Annotated in this window: 15 protein-coding genes and 1 pseudogene; 6 read left to right on the top strand and 10 right to left on the bottom strand. The window is 63.3% G+C overall.

The window, feature by feature from the left end; translation table 11 throughout:
- Positions 1–121: 121 nt before the first annotated feature.
- The gene (locus ASD72_RS15635; protein WP_255357663.1) at positions 122–517 is read right to left on the bottom strand and encodes a YciI family protein; all 396 of its coding nucleotides are present in this window, start codon (positions 515–517) and stop codon (positions 122–124) included.
- Between the two features lie 213 nt (positions 518–730).
- Here ASD72_RS15635 and ASD72_RS15630 point away from each other — a divergent pair, with 213 nt between their 5' ends.
- On the top strand, positions 731–2,242 hold the full coding sequence (locus ASD72_RS15630) for an arylsulfatase (RefSeq protein ID WP_056880872.1): 1,512 nt from the start codon (positions 731–733) through the stop codon (positions 2,240–2,242).
- 180 nt (positions 2,243–2,422) lie between these two features.
- On the opposite strand, the gene ASD72_RS15625 is transcribed toward ASD72_RS15630, so the two are convergent.
- The 5 genes and pseudogenes from ASD72_RS15625 to ASD72_RS15610 form a co-directional block, all read right to left on the bottom strand.
- Positions 2,423–2,944, bottom strand: a complete 522-nt coding sequence (locus ASD72_RS15625) for a hypothetical protein (RefSeq protein ID WP_235578030.1) — start codon at positions 2,942–2,944, stop codon at positions 2,423–2,425.
- 250 nt (positions 2,945–3,194) lie between these two features.
- Positions 3,195–8,978: a CHAT domain-containing protein gene (locus ASD72_RS15620; protein ID WP_056880871.1), complete on the bottom strand. Its 5,784-nt coding sequence runs from the start codon at positions 8,976–8,978 to the stop codon at positions 3,195–3,197.
- A gap of 57 nt (positions 8,979–9,035) precedes the next feature.
- The gene (locus ASD72_RS15615; protein ID WP_155944682.1) at positions 9,036–9,440 is read right to left on the bottom strand and encodes a hypothetical protein; all 405 of its coding nucleotides are present in this window, start codon (positions 9,438–9,440) and stop codon (positions 9,036–9,038) included.
- A gap of 620 nt (positions 9,441–10,060) precedes the next feature.
- A pseudogene (locus tag ASD72_RS21555) lies at positions 10,061–10,220 on the bottom strand (IS3 family transposase); the annotation flags it as partial.
- Between the two features lie 165 nt (positions 10,221–10,385).
- Positions 10,386–11,393, bottom strand: a complete 1,008-nt coding sequence (locus ASD72_RS15610) for a LacI family DNA-binding transcriptional regulator (RefSeq protein ID WP_056880869.1) — start codon at positions 11,391–11,393, stop codon at positions 10,386–10,388.
- Positions 11,394–11,485: 92 nt separating this feature from the next.
- Between ASD72_RS15610 and ASD72_RS15605 the strand changes: the two genes are divergently transcribed.
- The 5 genes from ASD72_RS15605 to ASD72_RS15585 all read left to right on the top strand — a co-directional run bounded on the left by ASD72_RS15605 (position 11,486) and on the right by ASD72_RS15585 (position 16,165).
- A complete protein-coding gene (locus ASD72_RS15605; protein WP_056880868.1) occupies positions 11,486–12,538 on the top strand; it encodes a sugar phosphate isomerase/epimerase family protein in 1,053 nt (350 codons plus the stop codon).
- 27 nt (positions 12,539–12,565) lie between these two features.
- Entirely contained in the window at positions 12,566–13,792 is a 1,227-nt protein-coding gene (locus tag ASD72_RS15600) for a nucleoside permease (protein WP_056880867.1), read from the top strand.
- Between the two features lie 11 nt (positions 13,793–13,803).
- The gene (locus ASD72_RS15595) at positions 13,804–14,928 is read left to right on the top strand and encodes a Gfo/Idh/MocA family oxidoreductase (protein ID WP_056880866.1); all 1,125 of its coding nucleotides are present in this window, start codon (positions 13,804–13,806) and stop codon (positions 14,926–14,928) included.
- A 61-nt stretch (positions 14,929–14,989) separates the two neighbouring features.
- Complete coding sequence (locus tag ASD72_RS15590; RefSeq protein WP_056880865.1) at positions 14,990–15,847, top strand: sugar phosphate isomerase/epimerase; 858 nt, start codon at positions 14,990–14,992, stop codon at positions 15,845–15,847.
- 54 nt (positions 15,848–15,901) lie between these two features.
- A complete protein-coding gene (locus tag ASD72_RS15585; RefSeq protein ID WP_155944713.1) occupies positions 15,902–16,165 on the top strand; it encodes a cytochrome c in 264 nt (87 codons plus the stop codon).
- 30 nt (positions 16,166–16,195) lie between these two features.
- Here the strand turns inward: ASD72_RS15585 and ASD72_RS15580 are convergent, their stop codons facing one another.
- Genes ASD72_RS15580 through ASD72_RS15565 form a run of 4 tightly spaced genes read right to left on the bottom strand, consistent with a single transcriptional unit; the run spans position 16,196 to position 20,111 of the window.
- Entirely contained in the window at positions 16,196–16,939 is a 744-nt protein-coding gene (locus ASD72_RS15580) for a DUF1080 domain-containing protein (RefSeq protein WP_056881077.1), read from the bottom strand.
- A 56-nt stretch (positions 16,940–16,995) separates the two neighbouring features.
- Complete coding sequence (locus ASD72_RS15575; protein WP_056880863.1) at positions 16,996–17,571, bottom strand: gluconate 2-dehydrogenase subunit 3 family protein; 576 nt, start codon at positions 17,569–17,571, stop codon at positions 16,996–16,998.
- Complete coding sequence (locus tag ASD72_RS15570; protein WP_056880862.1) at positions 17,571–19,256, bottom strand: GMC family oxidoreductase; 1,686 nt, start codon at positions 19,254–19,256, stop codon at positions 17,571–17,573. The genes ASD72_RS15575 and ASD72_RS15570 overlap by 1 nt, the downstream gene beginning before the upstream one ends.
- A 27-nt stretch (positions 19,257–19,283) precedes the next feature.
- A complete protein-coding gene (locus ASD72_RS15565) occupies positions 19,284–20,111 on the bottom strand; it encodes a TIM barrel protein (RefSeq protein ID WP_235578043.1) in 828 nt (275 codons plus the stop codon).
- Between the last annotated feature and the right edge of the window lie 30 nt (positions 20,112–20,141).

The following is a 20,141-nucleotide window of genomic DNA, read 5'->3' as shown; positions in this document are numbered from 1 at the left end:
GAAGTGGCTGACTGCGTGGCGCAGCGGCTGATGGGTGCAGTTTACCAAATGCGAACGGATCGCAATTGACCCAGATCAACGGCGGAGCCCATCGCCCCCGCCCGCGGGGGGCACCCAAGCCTTATCCGGCCAGGTAGAACGCCATGGGGATGAGCTCGACGGCCCAGCCACCGGCTTCGCCCAGCGTGGCCGCCGGGTGCATGGAGGCGATACGCAGCGCTTCGTCGTGGCTGTCCGCCTCGATGATGAAGAAGCCGCCAACCACTTCCTTCGACTCGGTGTAAGGGCCGTCGCTGATCCGGGTCTTGCCGTCGACCGGACGCAGCGTCCGCCGGCCCTCCAGGTCGCCCAGCGACGCGGACACCCGCACCCGGCCGGTCGCGCGCATCTTCTCGTCCAGCGCAGGGCACTGGCTCACCAGCGCCTCGACATCCTCGGGACGCATCGCAGCGAACTTCCCGGGGGTGAAATAGGCGAGGCCGAGGTATTTCGTGGGAGCTCCTGAGGGCGGGGATATCTCGGCGACGAACCTGCGGGCGGGGAATCGACATGCGCCGACACGGCATGCGGAGGACCGCACCACGCCCAACCGCTACCGGCAGGAAGCGGATATCGGAGCATCCGGTCGCTCCAAGTAGATTTACCGACGGTCACTACGTCTTTTTGCTGTAGCTCGGGCCTGACGAGGTACGCCACGCTGCCAGGCGTCCTCAACGGTGACGACTGGGCCATGGCCACCAAGGCGAAAAATCAGAAGCCGAACATCCTGTTCATCATGGGCGACGACATCGGCTGGTTCAATGTCAGCGCCTACCATCTCGGCACCATGGGGTACGAGACGCCCAACATCGACCGCATCGGGCGCGAAGGCGCGCAGTTCACCGACTGGTACGGCCAGCAGAGTTGCACGGCCGGGCGCGCCGCGTTCATCACCGGCCAGTCGCCTATCCGCACCGGCTTGACCAAGGTCGGCCTGCCGGGGGCATCGCTGGGGCTGGGGCCGCAGGATCCATCGGTGGCGGATGTGCTCAAGGACCTCGGTTACGCCACTGGGCAGTTCGGCAAGAACCATCTGGGCGACCGCGATGAGCACCTGCCGACCATGCATGGGTTCGATGAATTCTTCGGCAACCTCTATCACCTCAATGCCGAGGAAGAGCCGTTCTACGCCGACTACCCGAAGGATCCGAAGTTCCGCGAGAAGTTCGGGCCGCGTGGCGTACTGCGCTGCAAGGCCGACGGCAAGGGTGGACAGTCCATCGAGAACACCGGTGCGCTTCCCAAGGAACGGATGGAGACGATCGACGAGGAGTTCCTGGCTGCCGCGCAGGATTTCATCAAGCGCAAGCATACCGAAGGCGTCCCCTGGTTCTGCTACTTCAATTCCACGCGGATGCATGTCTTCACGCATCTCAAGAAAGAATCGCAGGGCGTCACCGGATTGGGCCTCTATCCGGATGGCATGGTGGAACATGACGGGCACGTGGGCCGGTTGCTCGCGCTGCTCGACGAGCTTGGCGTAACGGAGAACACGGTCGTCGTCTACACCACGGACAACGGCGCCGAGGTATTCACCTTCCCGGATGGAGGCGCGACGCCATTCCGCGGCGAGAAAGCCACCAACTTCGAGGGCGGCTTCCGTGTTCCCTGCATGATTCGCTGGCCTGGCGTCATAAAGCCCGGTCAGCGGATCAATGGCATATGCGCGCACGAGGACTTCATTCCGACCTTTGCGGCAGCCGCAGGCGAACCCGACCTTGTCGACAAGGTGAGGAAGGGCCACACGCTGAATGGCCGTCCGTTCAAGGTCCATCTTGATGGCCACAACCTTCTTCCGTTCCTCAAGGGCGACGAGAAGCAATCACCTCGCGAAGGTTTCCTGTACTGGAGCGACGATGGCGACTTGCTTGCCGTCCGCGTCAACCAGTGGAAGATCGCGTTCATGGAGCAACACACCGAAGTCTCGGCGGAAATGCCCATGGGCGTATGGCAGGGGGAATTCACCAAACTGCGCGTCCCGATGCTCTACAACATCCGTTCGGACCCGTTCGAGCGCGGACCGTCGAGCTTCATGTACGGCCTGTGGAATGCCGAACACGTCTGGGTACAGGTGCCGGTTCAAGGCCTGGTCGCCAAATGGATCGAGACGTTCAAGGAATTCCCACCACGCAACAAAGCCGCGAGCTTCACCGTGGGCGACGTGATGGACAAGATCACGACGGCAAGCGCCAACCAGAACTGAGGCCGCATCGGTTACCGGAAAGTGGGCGAGCTTGAAGGTGGCAGCAACGCCCGCTTTGGTTCAAAGGTGGAGACAGACGGACAAGGACGTCCGCTTCCGGGCAGAAGCGGACATCAGCGAACCCATGAACTAGGCAGGCCCACGAATCGGGTTCGGCTTGAACAAACTGCCAGGAATCATCTAGCGACTCTTGATGGACTCCACCACATCCACGACGTACTTCTGATTGAATCCGGCCACAAACGCCCAGAAAATCAGTTTTGCGTATTCAGAAGGACCATCAGCATGCTGGAGAAAGATCGCCTCGAATCCTTCAGGACTCAATCCTTCGTCGGGAACAATTTTTGGAAAGAGCTCGCCACTGATGATGCCGGAAATGAAGAGTGTATAGAGTAGGCACGCCAGTATGCCCCCCACGAGCGACGGGATGACCAGGCCTAACCATGAGCCAGATAGCTCTTCTATCTCAGCGTCCGAGAGATTGGAAAGGTTGCGATGCATGCCAACGTAACCGCCGATGTTCCCCACGATAAACGTCAAGACGGGAACGGTGAATGGCCCTGCTTGTAGTGCCGCGATGGTAGATAAACCAAGCAAGACGATGAACAACAGCAGTAGCTTGCGCCAAACGAGCTTGAGTCCTTGTTGCCGAGTCATAACGGCCTCCGATGTCATATCCAACTGCCAAATGGCCGAATCCAAGGATCCGGTAATACGACCAGTCCACATGCCCCGCGGTACAGCGCCATCCTCTTGATACTGCTCGATCCTAGGGTTTCAACACGTCGTGCGGGCAAGGCCAAAGATCGTGTTGCATGCCCGCGTGAAGGAAGCCCGCGAGCGCTGCGCTTGGCCGCCCCGCCCCGTCCAGGGCGGGGGCAGTAGCGAGAATGCGTCCCGAGGATTGGCGGGGCCGCACATTCGATGGCGCTTTGCATCCGCGGTGAAGCAATCACTTCTTGCGCGCGCCCTGGGTGGCCTTGCGCGCATTCGTCTTCTTCCTTGCCGTCGTCTTGCCACCCGTTGTCCTGCGACCCGTTGTCTTGCTGGCTTTTGCCGGTCTCGCGGTTGTCTTCCTGGCAACTGTCCGCGTTGTTCCGGCTTGAACTGCAACGCCGGGCACAGCCACTGCCTTCTTTGCCTTCGTTGCCTTCTTCCGGGCGGCAGGCGTGGGCTTGTTGGCGACGCGTGGCGAGCGAGCTTTCGCTGTTGCCGCCGGCACGCCTGGCAGGTTGGCGTGCACCAAGGCGCGGCGCAGCCGATCCCAATGCCCCTGCTCTTCCGTTGCGGAGTCTTCCGCAAAGAAGACCGCAGCCTCGTACCAGAAACGAATATAGGCGGCGATGGAATCTCGCTGCCCTTCGGTCGCAGATAACGACATCCCGAATTGGTACAGCGCGCTGATGTGGCCTGCCTGTCTGTCGTACTCATCCTGGCTGACGTGTTTGCCGCCGGCCGGCAGCAGCGATGGCGGCGTGGCCAGCAACAATAGCTTGAGGTCCGCCAGATCGACGTCATCCCAGAATTCCACCGCCGCTTCGTCGCGTTCGAGCTTTGCCGTGCAGTGCTCCATCATGGCCGCATAGCTGGGTAGCGTTGCCCCTGCCTTGGCGCCTTTCCTACCCTTGACCGCGATCAATCCGGCGATGATGATCGCCGACAATGTCTTTTGTGCCTGCGCATCACTGGTCTCGATCACCAGTTCATCGTGAGTAGGCACATGCCCGAGTCGCTGTTCGATTCCCTTCTGCGTGGCATCCCATGCTGCTTGCGCCGCCAGCACCAATCGCGCCAATGCGGCCTGGCGGTCCGCGCGGGTGTGCTGCAGCACGAACCAGCGTCGCAGGAACGTGCTCAGATCGAACCAGAGCAAACCGCTGTTTTCCAGGTTGGCCAGCGATTCCACTTGTGCCAGCGCCTTCCTCGCGGCAGCTTGCCAGGACTGCATCTGCTTGCCAGGATGCGCTTGCGCCTGCATCGCAATGCGCAGGCAGAGACGGGCATGGATGACCCGCGTCCGCGCACTGATTGAACGTCTCGCGTTAATGCGCCCCTGGATCAGCTCCGCCGAGAACTGATATGCGCCCATGCTTTCGCAGGTGGAGATCGCCGCATCGAATACATTCTCAGACCCCAGCCAGCGCGCCGCTTCGCCGGCCAATGTCTCCAGCAACGGCGCCCGGATCGCCTCCAGTGCACTCCCTGTGAGGCCCATGCAGGCCGTGGCCCTTTCGCGCAACCAGTACTCCAGTTCGCGTGGGGTGCTGAATTGCGGCGGTCGCGAAAAACCGCTCCTGCGCAAAGCGCCATAGCTCGGATCGCCATAGCATTGGTACGCTCCCCAGGTCGGCGTGCTGTCGCTGTGACGGGCGTACGTCACCTCGCGGGCACGACGGACGGCATCAATGAAGCGATCGCCATGGCGGACCATGCATGCATAGAACGTTTCCGCGAAACGCTGTGCCGCAGTGTCTTCGACGGCCCATCCGGCGGCGACAACGGCACGGCAACCGATCTCCATGAAGCTGTTGGCGAAGCTCGAGGCCATCTTGGGTGCATTGCGCGCCACGCCTGGTTGGCGCCCCAGATGGCAGCAGTTGATGAACACCATCTCGGGAACCTGTGCTACGCACTCGCGCACGTCATCCGGGGTCAGCAGGAGCCATTGACGCTGCGCTGTTCCGTCAGCCTGCGCCGCATTGCGCTCATCGGACGCACCACGTGTGCCCGTCGATGCCGCAGAGATTCCTGCTCCCAAGGGGGCTTTGGCACTGGATTCTGCATCCGCCGCATTCACCAGCAAACTGCCGATGACCATGCCGGTACGGGGCGTGGCGCCCGCGCCACTCAGGGGTCCGAGGTAGTCCACTACGCCATGCCCAGCGAAATGGATGACACGGTAGGGGCGCCGCCCGAGCTCGTCACGTACCTGCATCGCGGTGGGCTGGTCCAGATAGGTCACTTCAAAACCAGCGGTTCTTAGCACGTCCGCAACCACCTCCGCTTCGCGACGGGCCCCCGGCAATGGCGGAAGACCCTCCACCACGGGCTCGCCGATCACTAGTGCGCTGTTGTGGCTGACGCGCTCGCGAGGCGTGTAGCGCGCACTGCGCAGCTGGCGGATCATGCCTGACTGCACAGACAATGGCAGCTTGGAGCCAGCATCAGCCAGTTCCCAGGGCAGGCTGGCCGCACTCTGGTTGAGGGTAAGCAGGACATCGTACTGCTCAAGGGCGAAGTGCTTGAGCTCAAGGGGAAGGAGTTGATTGAACAACACTCGTCCCAGCGTTCGGTCCGTACTCAGTTGTTGGTCTATCTCGCGTGAGTAGGCTTGGATTTCCGCGATGTCGATGTCGCGTTTCATGACCGGGACGGCCGCCTGGATGCCTGGCAACGAATAGCGCAGGCGCCCACCGATGGCGCGTATGTCGAGCCGCCGCACCGTGGTCGCGCCACGCCCTTCGTCACGCAGACGGCGCAAGGCATCGGCCCGCTCTTCCAAGCCGGCGGCAACACGGAACCGATCGCGGAACTCTTCGGTATCGATGAGCTTCGGCAACTCTGCGACCAGCTCAAGGGCTTTGTCTTCGTATACCTCGATCAGCTCGACTTCACCTATGCTCTGCGAGGTGTCGTTGCCATCGGCTGCCTGCTGGCGCTCGATAGCGACGGACTGCGCGTCCTGTACCCCTTGCAGTATGGCGCGGGCGCACTCGCTGACGGACATGCCGCTGACAGATGACCCAAGCAACACGATGCTGAACGCCGTACGCTCGTTCGATCTTGCTCCGCTCAACGCGGTGCCGAACCATCCCAGGATGCCCCGCCTGACCGTGCCGCGAAGCTCGCCTACAGACAACTCTCCCGGGCGACCGAGGCCTACGACGATCGCGAATGGCGAGCGCCTGTCGTGGGTATCCTGCCTGCGCTCGAACACCTGGAAACTCTCCACCGGCCCCGGATAGACGCCCAGCTCCAGCGCTGTCTGCATCTGTCCGTCGAACTGGCGGTCGATCTCCGCTTCCGATCCCTGCATGACGTCGCCCTGGTAGTGGCCCACGATCAAGGGATAGCGAGCGAAGCGCAGTCCGCCATTCACGACGCGCAACGTGATGGGGTCGGCATGGCTCGCCGTCAGCATCGCAACGTCGGGCACGGTAGCGCCCAGCAGGCTGTACAGCAGTTCCCGACGGCTTGGGCGATACGGTAGTTGCTCCTGTTCCAGGGTCTCCAGCTGCACGCCGCGCCGTGCTTCTTGCAGGCTCTTCCAGTCCTTCGGCAGCAAGTTGGTCTGGCCCCGCTCCAACAGCTCGAAATACGCGCTGAAGGCACGCCGGAACGCGGGCAGGTCACCATGCTTGGCGTTTGCGTAGTAAGTCGGAATTCCAGGGACCAAGCCACTCTCGTACGAGACGGTGCCATCGCCCGGCCCCCTCACGTAGCGCCCCTGTTGGTCAATGTCGACCACAGTGGCGTCGCGCGATTCGGGATCAACGAATCCAGCGACGTAGACGGCATGGCCCAGCGGCAACGCGGCAATGCTGTCACGCAAGGCCTGGCGACCGCGGGCGGCCAAGGTCATCGCGCCAGCGGACAGGCTCGGGCGTTCACTGGCCGGGATCCCATTCTGGTCGTACAGCTTGTCCCAGACGGACTGGTTCGCCCAGATGCGCCCCGACTGCGGCAGCAATTCGTGGAAGCCCGGAAAGGTCGCCGCCACCGTCAGGAGTTCCGTTTGCGTTTGCGGGGACATTCCGGCAATCAGCCCGATCTGCTTGTTGTCCCGCAGGAGGGCCCTGACGATGGCCATGCTGCCGGCATTGGGAGTACCCAACATCAGCAAGCGATTGCGGGCCGACAGTACGAATCGCTCGCGCAGCCTAGGGTGCCGCGCGAACAATGCACGCGCCACCAGCCCACCCATCGAATGCGCCACCAGCCGCAGTGGCCGAGGACTGCCCTCCGGCCATTCGCTGGCAAGCCGTGCGGCCAGCGCATCCGCGGCTACGTGAATCGGCTTGCGCCAGTCGTAACCTGCCGACAAGACAAGTTCGCCACGCATCTGCAGCGCTTCTTCCAGGTCGCCATAGAACTTGTCCATCGGTCCAAGTGGATACACCTCACGCGTGCCCGGACGCGGATACGGCGCGTCCTGCGATTGCGCATCCAACACAAGCTTTGGGAAACCGCCGCAGAAGAAGTCGATCAAGTCGACCCACAGGCGATTGTTGTCCTTGTAGGCCAGTTCCGTCCCCATGATCCCCGGCAAAACCACGTTAAGTGGCGCATCGGGCTTGACGGCACGGTTGGCGACCAGGCGCGGCCGCTCGGTGATCCGCGACAACAACTGCAATCTTTCATACTGCGCGTCATCGCCGATCAAACCAATCTGAACGCGCTTCAGCGATTCGCCCTGGCTGAAGTAGTGGAAATGATCCACGCGCGGAGTCTGGTGGAAGAAATAGCGGACCCCGCCGCTACGTGGCGCCCCGCCAAACATGCTGGAGGTTGGAACCACCAGATCGTGCGGCTCGCCGAAGAATCCATCGGTGATCAGCAGTTTCAGGCGCTGCACCAGTCCACTTCCCACGCAGTCGCCCGCAATCACTGTCAACCGCTGGCGCAGTTCGGGCGCTGCATCATTGAGCAGGCCCATCAAGGGACTGGTGGGGCTCATCGCCTCAATCCCAGGAAAGTGCTCGCGTTCAAGGCGCTTCTTGACTACCGTCGCAATGACGTCGAACACACAATCGGCCACGAACCGGGGCCCTTGCGGCACGGCCTGGCGCACCACATTGTAGAAAATGCTCAGCCAGCGATCCAAGCGATTGCTGGCCAGCCACGTACCCCGAATCGGGGAGCCCGCTCGCACCAGTCTTTCTACCCGCAACTCCTTGGTCCGCATCACTCGGATCAGTTCGCGCAATCTTGCGGCATCTTCGGGCTGGCGACTTTCGAACAGTTCAAGCTCGCGCGGAAGGATTCCGTCCTGGCCGAACTGGGCCCGCGACAGCAGCTCGCAGACCAAGCCTCCACGCGAATGGGCCAGCATGTGCAATCGGGCACCTTCGGGCAGGCCCTTTGCCAGAGCAAGTGCATTGGCAATCGGGTTTTCGCCCAGGGTGGCGTGATCGAAGCCATACATTGCGCCTTGGTAATGCCTGAGCAATGCGTCGCGGACCCCGCTTCCCGCCGGTTTCCACAGACCTTCGAATGCCCCACCCGTGCTGGAGAAGAAACCGTGTACGAGCACCAGCGCCTCGCCGCTCGAGGATAGCCTGGCAGGCGCTGAGAGCCGCTCCGCATACGCCGTCCGCCCATCGCACTGGTAAAGCCCCAAGCCTCCCGAGCGGCCAGCGACCGCGCGTCCGTCGGCCAGCAGCGCAGCCCTGTCTGCAATGACGCTGGATGCGTGGTTCTTGAGAGAGTCGATGCCCAGCCATGCCTCCACATCCACACCCAGGATCTTCAGGCCCTTGATGACCAGGCCGGCCGCGCCGCGCTGGGTCGGCGCATCCGAGCGCAGAACCAGTGACGTTGCGTCATCGCGCTGTCCTGGCAGATAGCTCACCTGGTTGTCGAGTTCGCCGCCTCCGGCGGTAAACAACGACAAGCCGTCCCCCAGCTCGAGTTCCACCATCTCGCCTTCGGCCGCAAGCGCCGCCAAAGCATCACCGCCACCCCGCATCTCCAGAAGATGGCTGGATTTGACGAATCGACGAACATGCTCACTCATCGCACTGTCCTCTTCGCTGGATGCCGGGATCACGACGGCGCCGTGCGCCGGTGAGCTTTACTCGTTCGAATCGCCTTCCTCGGCGGTGATGCCGTTATCCGAGGCGCCTTTTGTCTGGGGTGACTCCTCCAGTGCGCCAACATCTCCTTGCCAGCCCGTGAATTCTTCGCGGATGAATTCTTGCCCGACGCGACGACTAAGCAGCGGACGTATGCGCTCGTTCCTTGACAGCATTTCGTACAGTTCAGTGCTTTCCGCCTGTATCTCGATGTTCAGACCAGGCGCTCCGATATGCCCGCCCAGCCTGGATTCCAGCAGCTCGAGGATGCTTTGATCGTTCGCTATGTCCGCTTCGGAACTACCCAGAATGGACTCATCAATCCCTCTGCCGCGTTCGTCTATCCAAGCGGCTTTCAGCCACTTTCCGTCTACATGAAGAAGTATCGTCCGACGCTGGCTCATGACGCGCTCCATACAAGAAACCCGGATTGCTGAAGGTCGAGGCTAGAAACCGTGTACAGAAAACTCCCGGAATCTTCCGCTGATTGCGCAAGTCAGGATTGCGACCTGCGGAGAAGGAAATCTGCAATGAGACGTCATGGAGGGCCCTCGTCAGCGCTTTGAAGGCTTACGTCGCATGGAAGCCACAATGTCTCTGCGGCCAGCGCAGGGTGACGCGCACGCACCTCGGAGCCGACGGCCTTGAAGATGCATGGAGTTCTGGGGATGCAGCCCAAGAGAAGCGAGGCCGCCCCCGATGATCCTTACGACCGCATCACGCGACTACCGGCTGAAGCACTTCCCCCCCCAGCGCGGCTCCGATTGGAGCCGCCTCAGCCAAGGTCAACGACCCCTCTTCTCTTGGCAGGACAACATTCGCCAAGTAAATGCATGTATACGATGAGCGGTCGTCCCACTCGCGCACCTCAACATTCCTCGCGTGGTGCTCGCGCCAGCCGCCCAACCGTGGGGGCCGTGGAGCCTCGGCCACAGGGTCTTGCTGTGCTCGTGGTTGAAGCGATGCCAGTTGTCGCTACTGTATGGCACGCTTGGTCGTAGTGGTTGGCGACACCCGGAGTATGTCGACGGCGCCAGGCGGCCTTCAACAGTGCATCCATCGCCGGTTCGCGCGCCGAAACGCACTTCATCGACCCTCCAACGACCGCGCGCATAGGGGTCGATCATCACGGCCGGATACAGGCAGCCTTCGGCGGTACGCAGGCCGGTGATATCGGTGACCCAAGCAAGATCGTGCTGCTTGACCCTGAACCGCCGATGCAGGCGATTGAGTACGAAACATCAGCAGAGCGATATCGAAAAAATGTTGCGTCGGTCGGTCGGATCCAAGGCCGGAAGCCGACATGGGCCCAAAGCCCACTGACGTTCTGCTGCGCACCAGTGCCCTGGCTACTCCACACGCTTAGCCGTGGACCCACGCAGCATCAGGGCAAATTCCAGCGTCTGCTGATGCGGCACGTCCACACCATCGATGATGGCAAGCAACAGCTTTACGGCTCGGACGCCGATCTCGCGCATGGGCTGGCTGATGGTGGTCAGGGGCGGGTTGAGGTACCGGGACGACGCCAGATCGTCGAAGCCGACGATCGAGACGTCATGAGGCACGCGCAGGCCGAGGTCGCGACAGGCGGCCAATACGCCCAGCGCCATCTGGTCGCTGAAACAGAACGCGGCCGTTGGTGTACCGCTGCCCTGCCCCAACACTTGAGTGGCCGCCGTGTAACCGGACTCAACGGAGAAATCCCCTGGAACGAGCGTCATCTGCCGAAGGCGGCCGCGCGCCCTGGCGGCGCGCCTTGCTCCTTCCAATCGTTGTTGATGCAGGGGATTGTCGGGTGGTCCACCCACCACGACGATATGTTCGTGCCCCAAGCCGTACAGATGCTCCATCGCGGCACGCGCGGCGGCGGCGTTGTCGATATGGACGCTGGGAATGCCCAGCGCCGGATCGAATTCGCAGCCATTGACCACCGGCGCATGCGGGCCTAGCTGTTTGACGATCTCGCGTGCCGTCGGCGGCAGCCGATGTCCCAGGACGATCAAGCCATCCGCCTCGTTTCGGCGCAGCATTTGCGCGTAGCGCTCTTCACGATCCGGCTGGTGCTGCGTATCGCCCAGCAGCACGGCATAGTCGGCCGCCTGTGCCGTTTCTTCCGCGCCTTGCAGGATCTGCGCGAAGAACGGATTGGCGATGTCCGGCACGGTGACCAGAATCTTGGCGCTGCGCTGCGTCTTGAGCGTCCTGGCGATCGTGTTGGGGACATAACCCAGCGTGGCCGCCGCCTGCTCGATACGCGCGCGCGTCGCCGGAAGCACTTTTTCCGGCCGCGAGAGCGCACGCGATACCGTCCCTGCCGAGACCCCCACGTGTTTGGCGATGTCGTAGATCGTTGCCATATCAGCCCTGGCACCTCCGGTGCGCTGCACAACGCATCCTCCGATGACCCCATGCTAGGATGATGCAATCGATTGCATCAAGGCCTATTGCCGTGAAGACAGTCAAGGGTCCCGCGCTGTTCCTGGCGCAATTCATCGGTGACGAGCCTCCTTTCAATCGATTGGACACATTGGCCGAATGGGCCGCCGGACTTGGCTATTCTGGCGTACAACTGCCCACCAGCGCGCCCTCCATCTTCGATCTGGCGCAGGCGGCCCACAGCCAGGCCTATTGCGACGACATCGCCGGCACGCTGTCCCGGCACGGCATCCAGATCACCGAGCTGTCCACCCATCTGCAAGGCCAGCTGGTCGCCGTCCATCCCTCCTACGACCACCTGTTCGACGGCTTCGCCCCACCGGAAAAGCGCGGCAATCCCGCAGCGCGCCAGGCATGGGCGGTCGAACAGGTGATGATGGCGGCCCAGGCCAGCCAGCGGCTCGGACTGACGGCGCACGCGACATTCTCCGGCGCGTTGGCCTGGCCCTACTTCTATCCCTGGCCCCAGCGGCCGGCGGGGCTGGTGGAAGAAGCGTTCGCCGAGCTTGGGCGTCGCTGGCGTCCCATCCTGGATGCCTTCGACGCACGAGGGGTGGACCTCTGCTACGAAATCCATCCCGGCGAGGATCTGCATGACGGAGCGACCTTCGAGCGCTTCCTCGACGCGGTGGATCATCATCCGCGCGCCAAGATCCTCTACGACCCCAGCCATTTGCTGCTGCAGCAGATGGACTATCTCGGTTTCATCGACCGCTATCACGAGCGCATCGGCATCTTTCACGTCAAGGACGCCGAATACCGCCCCAGTGCGCGCAGCGGCGTCTATGGCGGGTATGAAAACTGGATCGATCGTCCAGGCCGCTTCCGCTCGCTGGGCGATGGCCAGATCGACTTCAAGGCGATCTTCTCCAAGATGGCGCAGTACGACTTCCCCGGCTGGGCTGTACTGGAATGGGAGTGCTGCCTGAAGCATCCGGAAGATGGCGCGCGCGAAGGGGCCGCCTTCATCCGCGACCATCTGATTCGCGTGACCGGGCGCGCCTTCGACGACTTCGCCGACAGCGGCACAAGTCCCGAAGCGCTGCGCGGCATGCTGGGGATTTGAACGAACACCGACCTGGGAGGGGAAGTCATGACGTTCGCCATGTCGCGCCTGAGCGCGATGATGTTCCTGCAGTTCTTCATCTGGGGGGCGTGGTTCGTCACCCTGGGCACGTATCTGGTGCAGGGTCCGCTGCAGGCCAGCGCAAGCCAGGTGGCGACCGCCTTCCTGAGCCAGTCCATCGGCGCCATCGTCGCGCCGTTCCTGGTCGGACTGATTGCCGACCGGTACTTCGCCGCGCAACGCATCCTGGGCGTGCTGCATCTGGCCGGGGCGGCGTTGATGTGGTTCGCGTCCACGGCGGACAGCTTCGATGCCTTCGCCGCCTACGTGATGGCTTACATGCTGTTGTTCATGCCGACGCTGGCCTTGGTCAACAGCGTGGCGATGCGGCATATGCGGTCGCCCGAGAAACAGTTTCCACCGGTGCGGGTTGCCGGCAGCATCGGCTGGATCGTGGCAGGCGTGCTGATCGGCTGGCTGGGTTGGGAGCAGGCGCACCGGCTGGAGCTCACGTTCCGCATGGCGGCGGCCGCTTCGTTGATGCTGGGGCTGTACGCGTTCACCCTGCCCCATACACCCCCGCTCGCGCAGCAGCGCAACGCCACGTTGGGCCAGGTCGTCGGACTGGACGCGCTGCGCCTGCTGAAGTCGCGCTCGTACCTGGTGTTTTTCCTGGCCTCGATCGCCATCTGCATTCCGCTGTCGTTCTACTACAACTTCACCAATCCGTATCTCAATGACCTGGGCGTGCGGGGCGCGGCCGGCTTGCAATCGCTGGGCCAGGTGTCCGAAGTGCTGCTGATGCTGGCCATGCCCTTCCTGTTCGCGCGGCTGGGGGTCAAGACGATGCTGGCGGTCGGCATGGCCGCCTGGGTGCTGCGCTACGGGATGTTCGCCTATGGCGATGCCGGCAGCGGATTCGCGCTGCTGGTCATCGGCATCGTGCTGCATGGCATCTGCTATGACTTCTTCTTCGTCACCGGCCAGATCTATACCGACGCCCACGCAGGCCCGGCAGTGCGCAGCAGCGCGCAAGGTTTCATCACGCTGGCCACCTATGGCGTGGGCATGTTGATCGGCACCTTCCTTTCGGGCGCGGTGGTCGAGCACTACACCACGCCGGCGGGCCCCGACTGGCAGAAGATCTGGCTGTTCCCGGCCGGCGTGGCCTTGGTCGTGTTGGTGGCCTTCTTGCTGTTGTTCCGCGAAGGCCCGGCGACCGCCGCTGCGCCCTCTTCTTCGTCCGCAAGCTGAGGAGCCGGGGCATGGGTAAGCTGGGGGTCGCCATCGTCGGTACCGGGATGATCGGCGCCGTGCATCGCCGCGCGGCCTTGCTCGCCGGTGCCGTCGTCCGCGGTGTCAGCGCGTCCTCACCGGAACGTGGCGAAGACGTGGCGAAGGCCTGGGACGTGCCGCGCGCCTATCGCGATATCGGGGAGGCCCTCGCCGACCCGCAGGTGCAGGTGGTGCATGTGTGCACCCCCAACCATCTGCACCGTGCGATGGCGCAGGCCGCGCTGGAAGCCGGCAAGCACGTGATCTGCGAGAAGCCGCTGGCCACGACACGGCAGGACGCACAGGCCTTGGCCGACCTGGCGGCCTCCACCGGCCTGGTAGCCACGGTGCCGTTCGTCTACCGCTATCACCCTGTCGTTCGAGAGGCGCGCGCACGCATCGCCGAAGGCGAACTGGGCCCGCTGCGACTCATCCATGGCAGCTACCTGCAGGATTGGCTGCTGGATCCAGCCAGCAACAACTGGCGCGTGGATCCAGCGCTGGGTGGCGCTTCCCGCGTGTTCGCCGACATCGGCTCGCACTGGTGCGATCTGGTGGAATGGGTCAGCGGAGAACGCTTCGTGGAGGTCACCGCTGCATTCGAAACGGTGATTGCGCAACGGGCCGCCACCACCGGGCTGAGCTTCGCCACGCCGGCGGCGGGCGGCACCCTGCAATCGGTCGCCAGCGAGGACGTGGCCGCGGCCCTGTTCAAGACCGGCAACGGCACGCTGGCCTCGTTGACGGTCAGCCAGGTGTCGGCCGGACGCCGGAACCGCTTGTGGTTCGAAATCGACGGCGCGAAGGCGAGCGTGGCGTTCGATCAGGAGGACAGCGAACGGCTCTGGATCGGCAGGCCCGACCAGCGCGAAGAGATCTTCGTGCGCGGTCCGGGTGCGGGAAGTGCCGAGCAGCGCCGGCTGTCGGTGCTGCCGCCCGGCCATGCGCAGGGCTATGGCAACTGTTTCGACGCGTTCGTCGCGGACACCTATCGCGCCATCGTCGCCGAGCGGCCTGAAGGGTTGCCGACGTTCGAAGACGGACTGCGCTCTGCGCTCATCGTCGACCGCGTCATCGCCTCGGCCAGGACGCGTGCCTGGACATCCATCCTTTGATCGACCCAGAACAGGATCGGCTCTCCGCCTTGTCCGCATCCATCCGACCGCCGAGTACACCATGACCATCACGCCATTGCGCAGAATCGCAACCGCCATGCTGCTGTTCTTCTCCTCCTTGCCCGGCTTCGCCAAGGACGCCGCTACGCCAGCCAAGCCCGTTGCGGTGCAGATGTACACGCTGCGCCATGTGGCTTCGCTCGACGAGCAATTGAAGATCGTGCACGACGCCGGCATCCGGGCAGTGGAAACCGTCGGTACGCAGGGTGTCGACGCGGCGGAGTTGAAGCGATTGCTGGACAAGTATTCGATCAGGGTCATCTCCAGCCATGTGCAACTGGCGGATCTGCGCACGAATCTGGATAGCGTGGTCGCCTTCAACGAGGCGATCGGCAACACCGTGCTGGTGGTGCCGTATCTGAGCGAGAAGGAACGGCCGACCGACGCGGCCGGCTGGACGGCCCTGGGCGAAGAACTGGCCGGCATCTCGCGACAGGTGCAGGCCAAGGGGATGACGCTGGCCTACCACAACCACGACTTCGAGCTGGTCGATTTCGCCGGCAAGACAGGGCTCGACTTGCTGTTCGAAGCGGCCGGCCCCGGGCTCAAGACCGAGCTGGATCTGGCCTGGGTGGCACGCGCCGGACTCGACCCGGCGGCGACGCTGGGCAAATTTCGCGGACGCCTGTTCGCGGTCCATGCCAAGGACAATGCAGCCCAGGGCCAAGCGCAGGACGAAGGCGGCTTCGCTGCCGTCGGCAGGGGTGTGCTGAACTGGACGTCGATCCTCTCCGCCGCCGAAGCAGCGGGCGTGCAGTGGTTCATCATCGAGCATGACCACCCGCACGATCCTGCTTCGGTCATCAAAGCCGGCGCGGACTACCTCGACGAACACCTGCCTGCGGCCGCAGTGCGCTGATACGGGAGTCACCCCATGCGGAAACTTGTCATGCTGGCCGGCCTGTCTCTCGTGATGGCGACCTTCGTCCCCGTCCTGGCGGCTTCGCAGGATGCGCCCACGGGCGCCCGGCTCTATGCCGCCCAGTGCTCGGCGTGCCACGGCGCGAATCGCGCCGGCATGCCGGGTACCTTTCCGGCCCTTACCGACGTGGGTGAGCGGCTGGACGAAAAGCAGATCAAGGAAAAGATCGTGAAAGGTGGTGGATTGATGCCGCCCTTCGCTCAGCTCTCGGAGAAGGACATCGACGACCTGATCGCCTTCCTCAAGCAGAAGTAGGCAAGAAGCGGGCAGCGGCCCACCCGCTGCCTAGAGTTCACGCACCCAGATATTGCGGAAGCTGACCTTGGCGTCGTGATCCTGCAGGACGATCGGCGCGCAGCCGTGGGGCGGGTACGAGGGGGCGCCGATGTACTCTGTCCTGCCCGACACGACAGTATCATTCTGCACCAGCACGCCGTTGTGCAGCACCGTGATGCGTGCCGGCGAAACAAGGCCGCCGCCTTCGGAGAATCGTGGTGCCTTCCAGATCACGTCGTAAACCTGCCATTGGCCCGGTGCGCGCGACGCGTTCACCAGCGGAATGGCCTGCTTGTAGATCGACGCCGCCTGCCCATTGGAGTAGGTCGGATTGTCGTAGCTGTCGAGCACCTGCAGCTCGTAGACCTCCTGCAGGAAAATGCCGCTGTTGCCACGCTGCTGCCCATCGAAACCCCGGGTTTCGGTGGGAGTACGCCATTCAACATGCAGCTGGATGTCGCAGAAGCGCTGCTTCGTGCGGATCCCCTTGCTGCCCGGCACCACGGTGAACGCACCGTCGGCGACCGCCCAGCGCGCCTCACCGCCCTGCTCCGCTTCCCAGGCTGAAAGATCCTTGCCGCCGAACAGCACCACGGCATCGGAAGGCGCGCCGTCCCTGGGGGTCGCCACCGTCGCCGGAACCGGTTTCCAGACTTCCGTCCTGGCAGGATCGCCTTGCGGCCCACCCGCGCCTTGCGCAGCCGCGGGTGCTGCGGCCAGCAGGCAGGTGGCCAGCAGGATCGGTTGTGTCATCCGGGTCATGGCGTTTCCAGTGAGGGAGTGAGGCTCAGGCGGATCGCATGGCCCGCTCATTCGGTGGCCCATGCGGGCGTGCCCGGCGTGTACGCCAGATCGCCGTCATAGCGCCCCGGCACGGCGACGTACTGCAGCGCCTCGGTTGCACCCTGGCGCGAGGTGAAGAAGCTGAAGATGGCCAGTTGCTTGAGCATCGTGAAGTAGTGCGCCTTCAATGGCCCTCGATTGCCGCCGCCGCCCCTCGCCGTGGCGGCCAGCTGCGTCCTGGCTTCGGCATCCAGCGTGCGCAGGAGCGCGGTGCGCGCCTCGTGCGTCAGCGCAAGAAAACGCCGGCCGCCGCGTCGGTCCAGATCGGCCAGACCGTCCCGGAGAATCGCCTGGTTCTCAGGCGTGTAGCAGTCGACCACGTACCGGGCGATGAAAGCCCCCGCACCCGCATCTTTGGCGCCCGGCGTCCTGGTACGCGGCAGAATGGTATCGGCCACTTCGTCCAGCAACGCGACATCGCTAGCGGAAAAGGCGCTCGCGCCGCCCGGAACAGGCCCTTGCGCGTAGGCGGACGCAGGCAGGCCGATCATGGCCGCGCCCGTGGCAGCGGCGATCATCTTCAGAAGTTCTCGACGCTCCATCACAGGTTCCCCGCCTTGAGTTCGCGCACCGCGTGGTCCGCCGCCCTTGCGGTCAGCGCCATGTACGTCAGCGACGGATTCACGCAGGCGCTGGAGGTCATGCAGGCGCCGTCGGTCACGTAGACGTTCGGCGCATCCCAGACCTGGTTGTGCATGTTCAGAACCGAATTCTTCCTGTCGCGTCCCATCCGTGCGGTTCCCATTTCATGGATGCCCATGCCAGGCGCGTAGTCGTTGTCATGCGCCTTCACATCCTTGATGCCTGCGGCCTCGAGCATTTCGGCGGCATCGCTGCCCATGTCCTTGCGCATCGCCAGTTCGTTCTCGCGCATGGACACGTCCATCGCCAGCACCGGCAGGCCCCACTTGTCCTTGCGGCCCGGATCCAGGCTGATCCGGTTGTCGTGGTACGGCAGCATCTCGCCGAATCCGGTCATGCCGATTCGCCAGTCGCCGGGCTGGGTCAGTGCGTCCTTCAACTCGGCGCCGATGTTGAGTTCGGCGATCTCGCGGGACCAGCCGGTGCGGCTGGCGCCGCCCTGATAGCCGAAGCCGCGTGCATAAGCGCGCTTGTCGCTGCCGACGTTGCGGAAGCGCGGAATGTAGAAACCGCAGGGACGACGACCGGAGTAGTACTTGTCCTCGTAACCATCGACGCGGCCCGATGCGCCCACGCGGAAATGATGGTCCATGACGTTGTGTCCCAGTTCGCCCGAGGAAGAGCCCAGGCCACCTTCCCAGACATCGGTGGCCGAGTTCATCAGCAACCACGTGGAATTGAAGGAAGAAGCATTGAGGAAGACGACCTTGGCCGTGTACTGGTAGGTCTGGCCACTTTCGGCATCGATGATCTCCACCCCCCGCGCTCGCTTGCGATCCTTGTCGTACAACACCTCCTTGACGATCGAGAACGGCCGCAGCGTCAGGTTGCCCGTCTTCATCGCAGCCGGCAGCGTGGCCGATTGGGTGGAAAAGTACGCACCGAACGGACAGCCCAGGATGCACTTGTTGCGGTACTGGCAGTTGACCCGGCCCTGTTCGGGCTTGGGCTGGGTGATGTTGGCGGTGCGCGAGTGGATCAGATGGCGCGTACCACCGAAGGCCTGCTTGATACGCAACGCCACGTCTTTCTCGACGATGTTCAGCGGAATGGGGGGAAGGAATTCGCCGTCGGGCAGCACATCCAGACCCTCACGCGTGCCGGCGATACCCGCGAACTTCTCGACGTAGTCGTACCAGGGCGCGATGTCGGCATAGCGGATCGGCCAGTCGGTAGCGACCCCCTCTTTCAGGTTCGCTTCGAAATCCAGATCCGACAAACGATAGCTCTGTCGGCCCCAGAGCAGCGATCGCCCCCCGACATGGTAGCCGCGGTACCAATCGAAACGCTTGGTTTCCGTATAAGGGCAATCCTGCTCGTTCGCCCACATGTCCAGCGTGCTCTCGCCAAGGCCGCCATCGCGCACGCGGACCGGGAACTTCGCCCGCATCTCCTGGGTGGGATGATTGCGATGGGGAAAGTCCCACGACTCCTTCATCGCGTTCACGTAGCCCTTGACGTGTTCGATGTTACGCCCGCGTTCAAGCATCAACACTTTGAGGCCTTTTTCGGTCAGTTCCTTGGCGGCCCAGCCGCCGCTGATTCCCGAGCCGACGACGATGGCGTCGTAGTGATTGTCTACCATGGGTGTTTGCCTCGGTGGATATCGGATTCAGACGTCACACAGGCGTATCGCTTCGCGCAGCGAAGAGATCGGATCGGCGGCGGCAGGCACGAATTCCTGCGCGATGTAGCCGTCGAAGCCGGTATCGCGGATAGCGCGACAGATGGCGCGATAGTTGAGCTCCTGGTCCTCGCCGATCTCATGTCGGCCAGGCACGCCCGCGGTGTGGTAATGCTTGAAGAAGGCATGGTGTTTGCGGATCGTGGCGATCACGTCGCCTTCCATGATCTGCATGTGGTAGATGTCGTAAAGCAGGCCGAAACGATCGGAGCCCAAGCGCTCGCACAGCGCCACGCCCCAGCCGGAGCGATCGCACAGGTAGTCGGGGTGATCCACCTTGGAATTCAGCAGTTCCATGACCAGCGTGACGCCGCGCTTCTCCGCATGGCCCAGGATCCGCTTCAAACCGGCTTCGGCGTTGGCCAGGCCCTCCTGCGGGTCCATGCCGTTGCGATTGCCCGAGAAGCATATGAGATTGTGGTAACCGGCGTCGGCCACCAGATCGATGTGGCGCGTATAGCGGTCGACCAGCTCATCATGGAACTGCGGCGCGGCAAAGCCCTTGTCCAGGCCAAGTTCTGCGCCGTTGCACATCGAGCTGAACACCCCATGCGTCTTCAGCGTCGGCCAGTCTTCAGGCCCGACCAGATCGATGGCGGCGAATCCGATGCCCCTGACTGCTTCGCACAACTGAACAATCGACAGTTTCGGGAAAGTCCAGCGCGCAACGGAGTGCTTCAGCCTACCCTTGAGCGGCGTCGTTTCACCGGTTCCGGCTACCAACCCGGCACTGGCCAGCCCAACGCCGCCCACCACGGCGGCGCGCAGCGCATCCCTGCGTGTGAA

Source organism: Pseudoxanthomonas sp. Root630, from assembly GCF_001427585.1.
GTDB lineage: Bacteria > Pseudomonadota > Gammaproteobacteria > Xanthomonadales > Xanthomonadaceae > Pseudoxanthomonas_A.
This window is presented reverse-complemented; position numbering and strand designations above follow the sequence as displayed.

Excerpts from the sequence above, each read along its gene's own strand:
- ASD72_RS15615 (WP_155944682.1), bottom strand. The coding sequence starts at position 9,440 with ATGAGCCAGCGTCGGACGATACTTCTTCATGTAGACGGAAAGTGGCTG.
- ASD72_RS15610 (WP_056880869.1), bottom strand. The coding sequence starts at position 11,393 with ATGGCAACGATCTACGACATCGCCAAACACGTGGGGGTCTCGGCAGGG.
- ASD72_RS15575 (WP_056880863.1), bottom strand. The coding sequence starts at position 17,571 with ATGGAGCGTCGAGAACTTCTGAAGATGATCGCCGCTGCCACGGGCGCG.
- ASD72_RS15600 (WP_056880867.1), top strand. The coding sequence starts at position 12,566 with ATGACGTTCGCCATGTCGCGCCTGAGCGCGATGATGTTCCTGCAGTTC.
- ASD72_RS15630 (WP_056880872.1), top strand. The coding sequence starts at position 731 with ATGGCCACCAAGGCGAAAAATCAGAAGCCGAACATCCTGTTCATCATG.
- ASD72_RS15585 (WP_155944713.1), top strand. The coding sequence starts at position 15,902 with ATGGCGACCTTCGTCCCCGTCCTGGCGGCTTCGCAGGATGCGCCCACG.
- ASD72_RS15620 (WP_056880871.1), bottom strand. The coding sequence starts at position 8,978 with ATGAGTGAGCATGTTCGTCGATTCGTCAAATCCAGCCATCTTCTGGAG.
- ASD72_RS15595 (WP_056880866.1), top strand. The coding sequence starts at position 13,804 with ATGGGTAAGCTGGGGGTCGCCATCGTCGGTACCGGGATGATCGGCGCC.
- ASD72_RS15570 (WP_056880862.1), bottom strand. The coding sequence starts at position 19,256 with ATGGTAGACAATCACTACGACGCCATCGTCGTCGGCTCGGGAATCAGC.
- ASD72_RS15580 (WP_056881077.1), bottom strand. The coding sequence starts at position 16,939 with ATGACACAACCGATCCTGCTGGCCACCTGCCTGCTGGCCGCAGCACCC.
- ASD72_RS15590 (WP_056880865.1), top strand. The coding sequence starts at position 14,990 with ATGACCATCACGCCATTGCGCAGAATCGCAACCGCCATGCTGCTGTTC.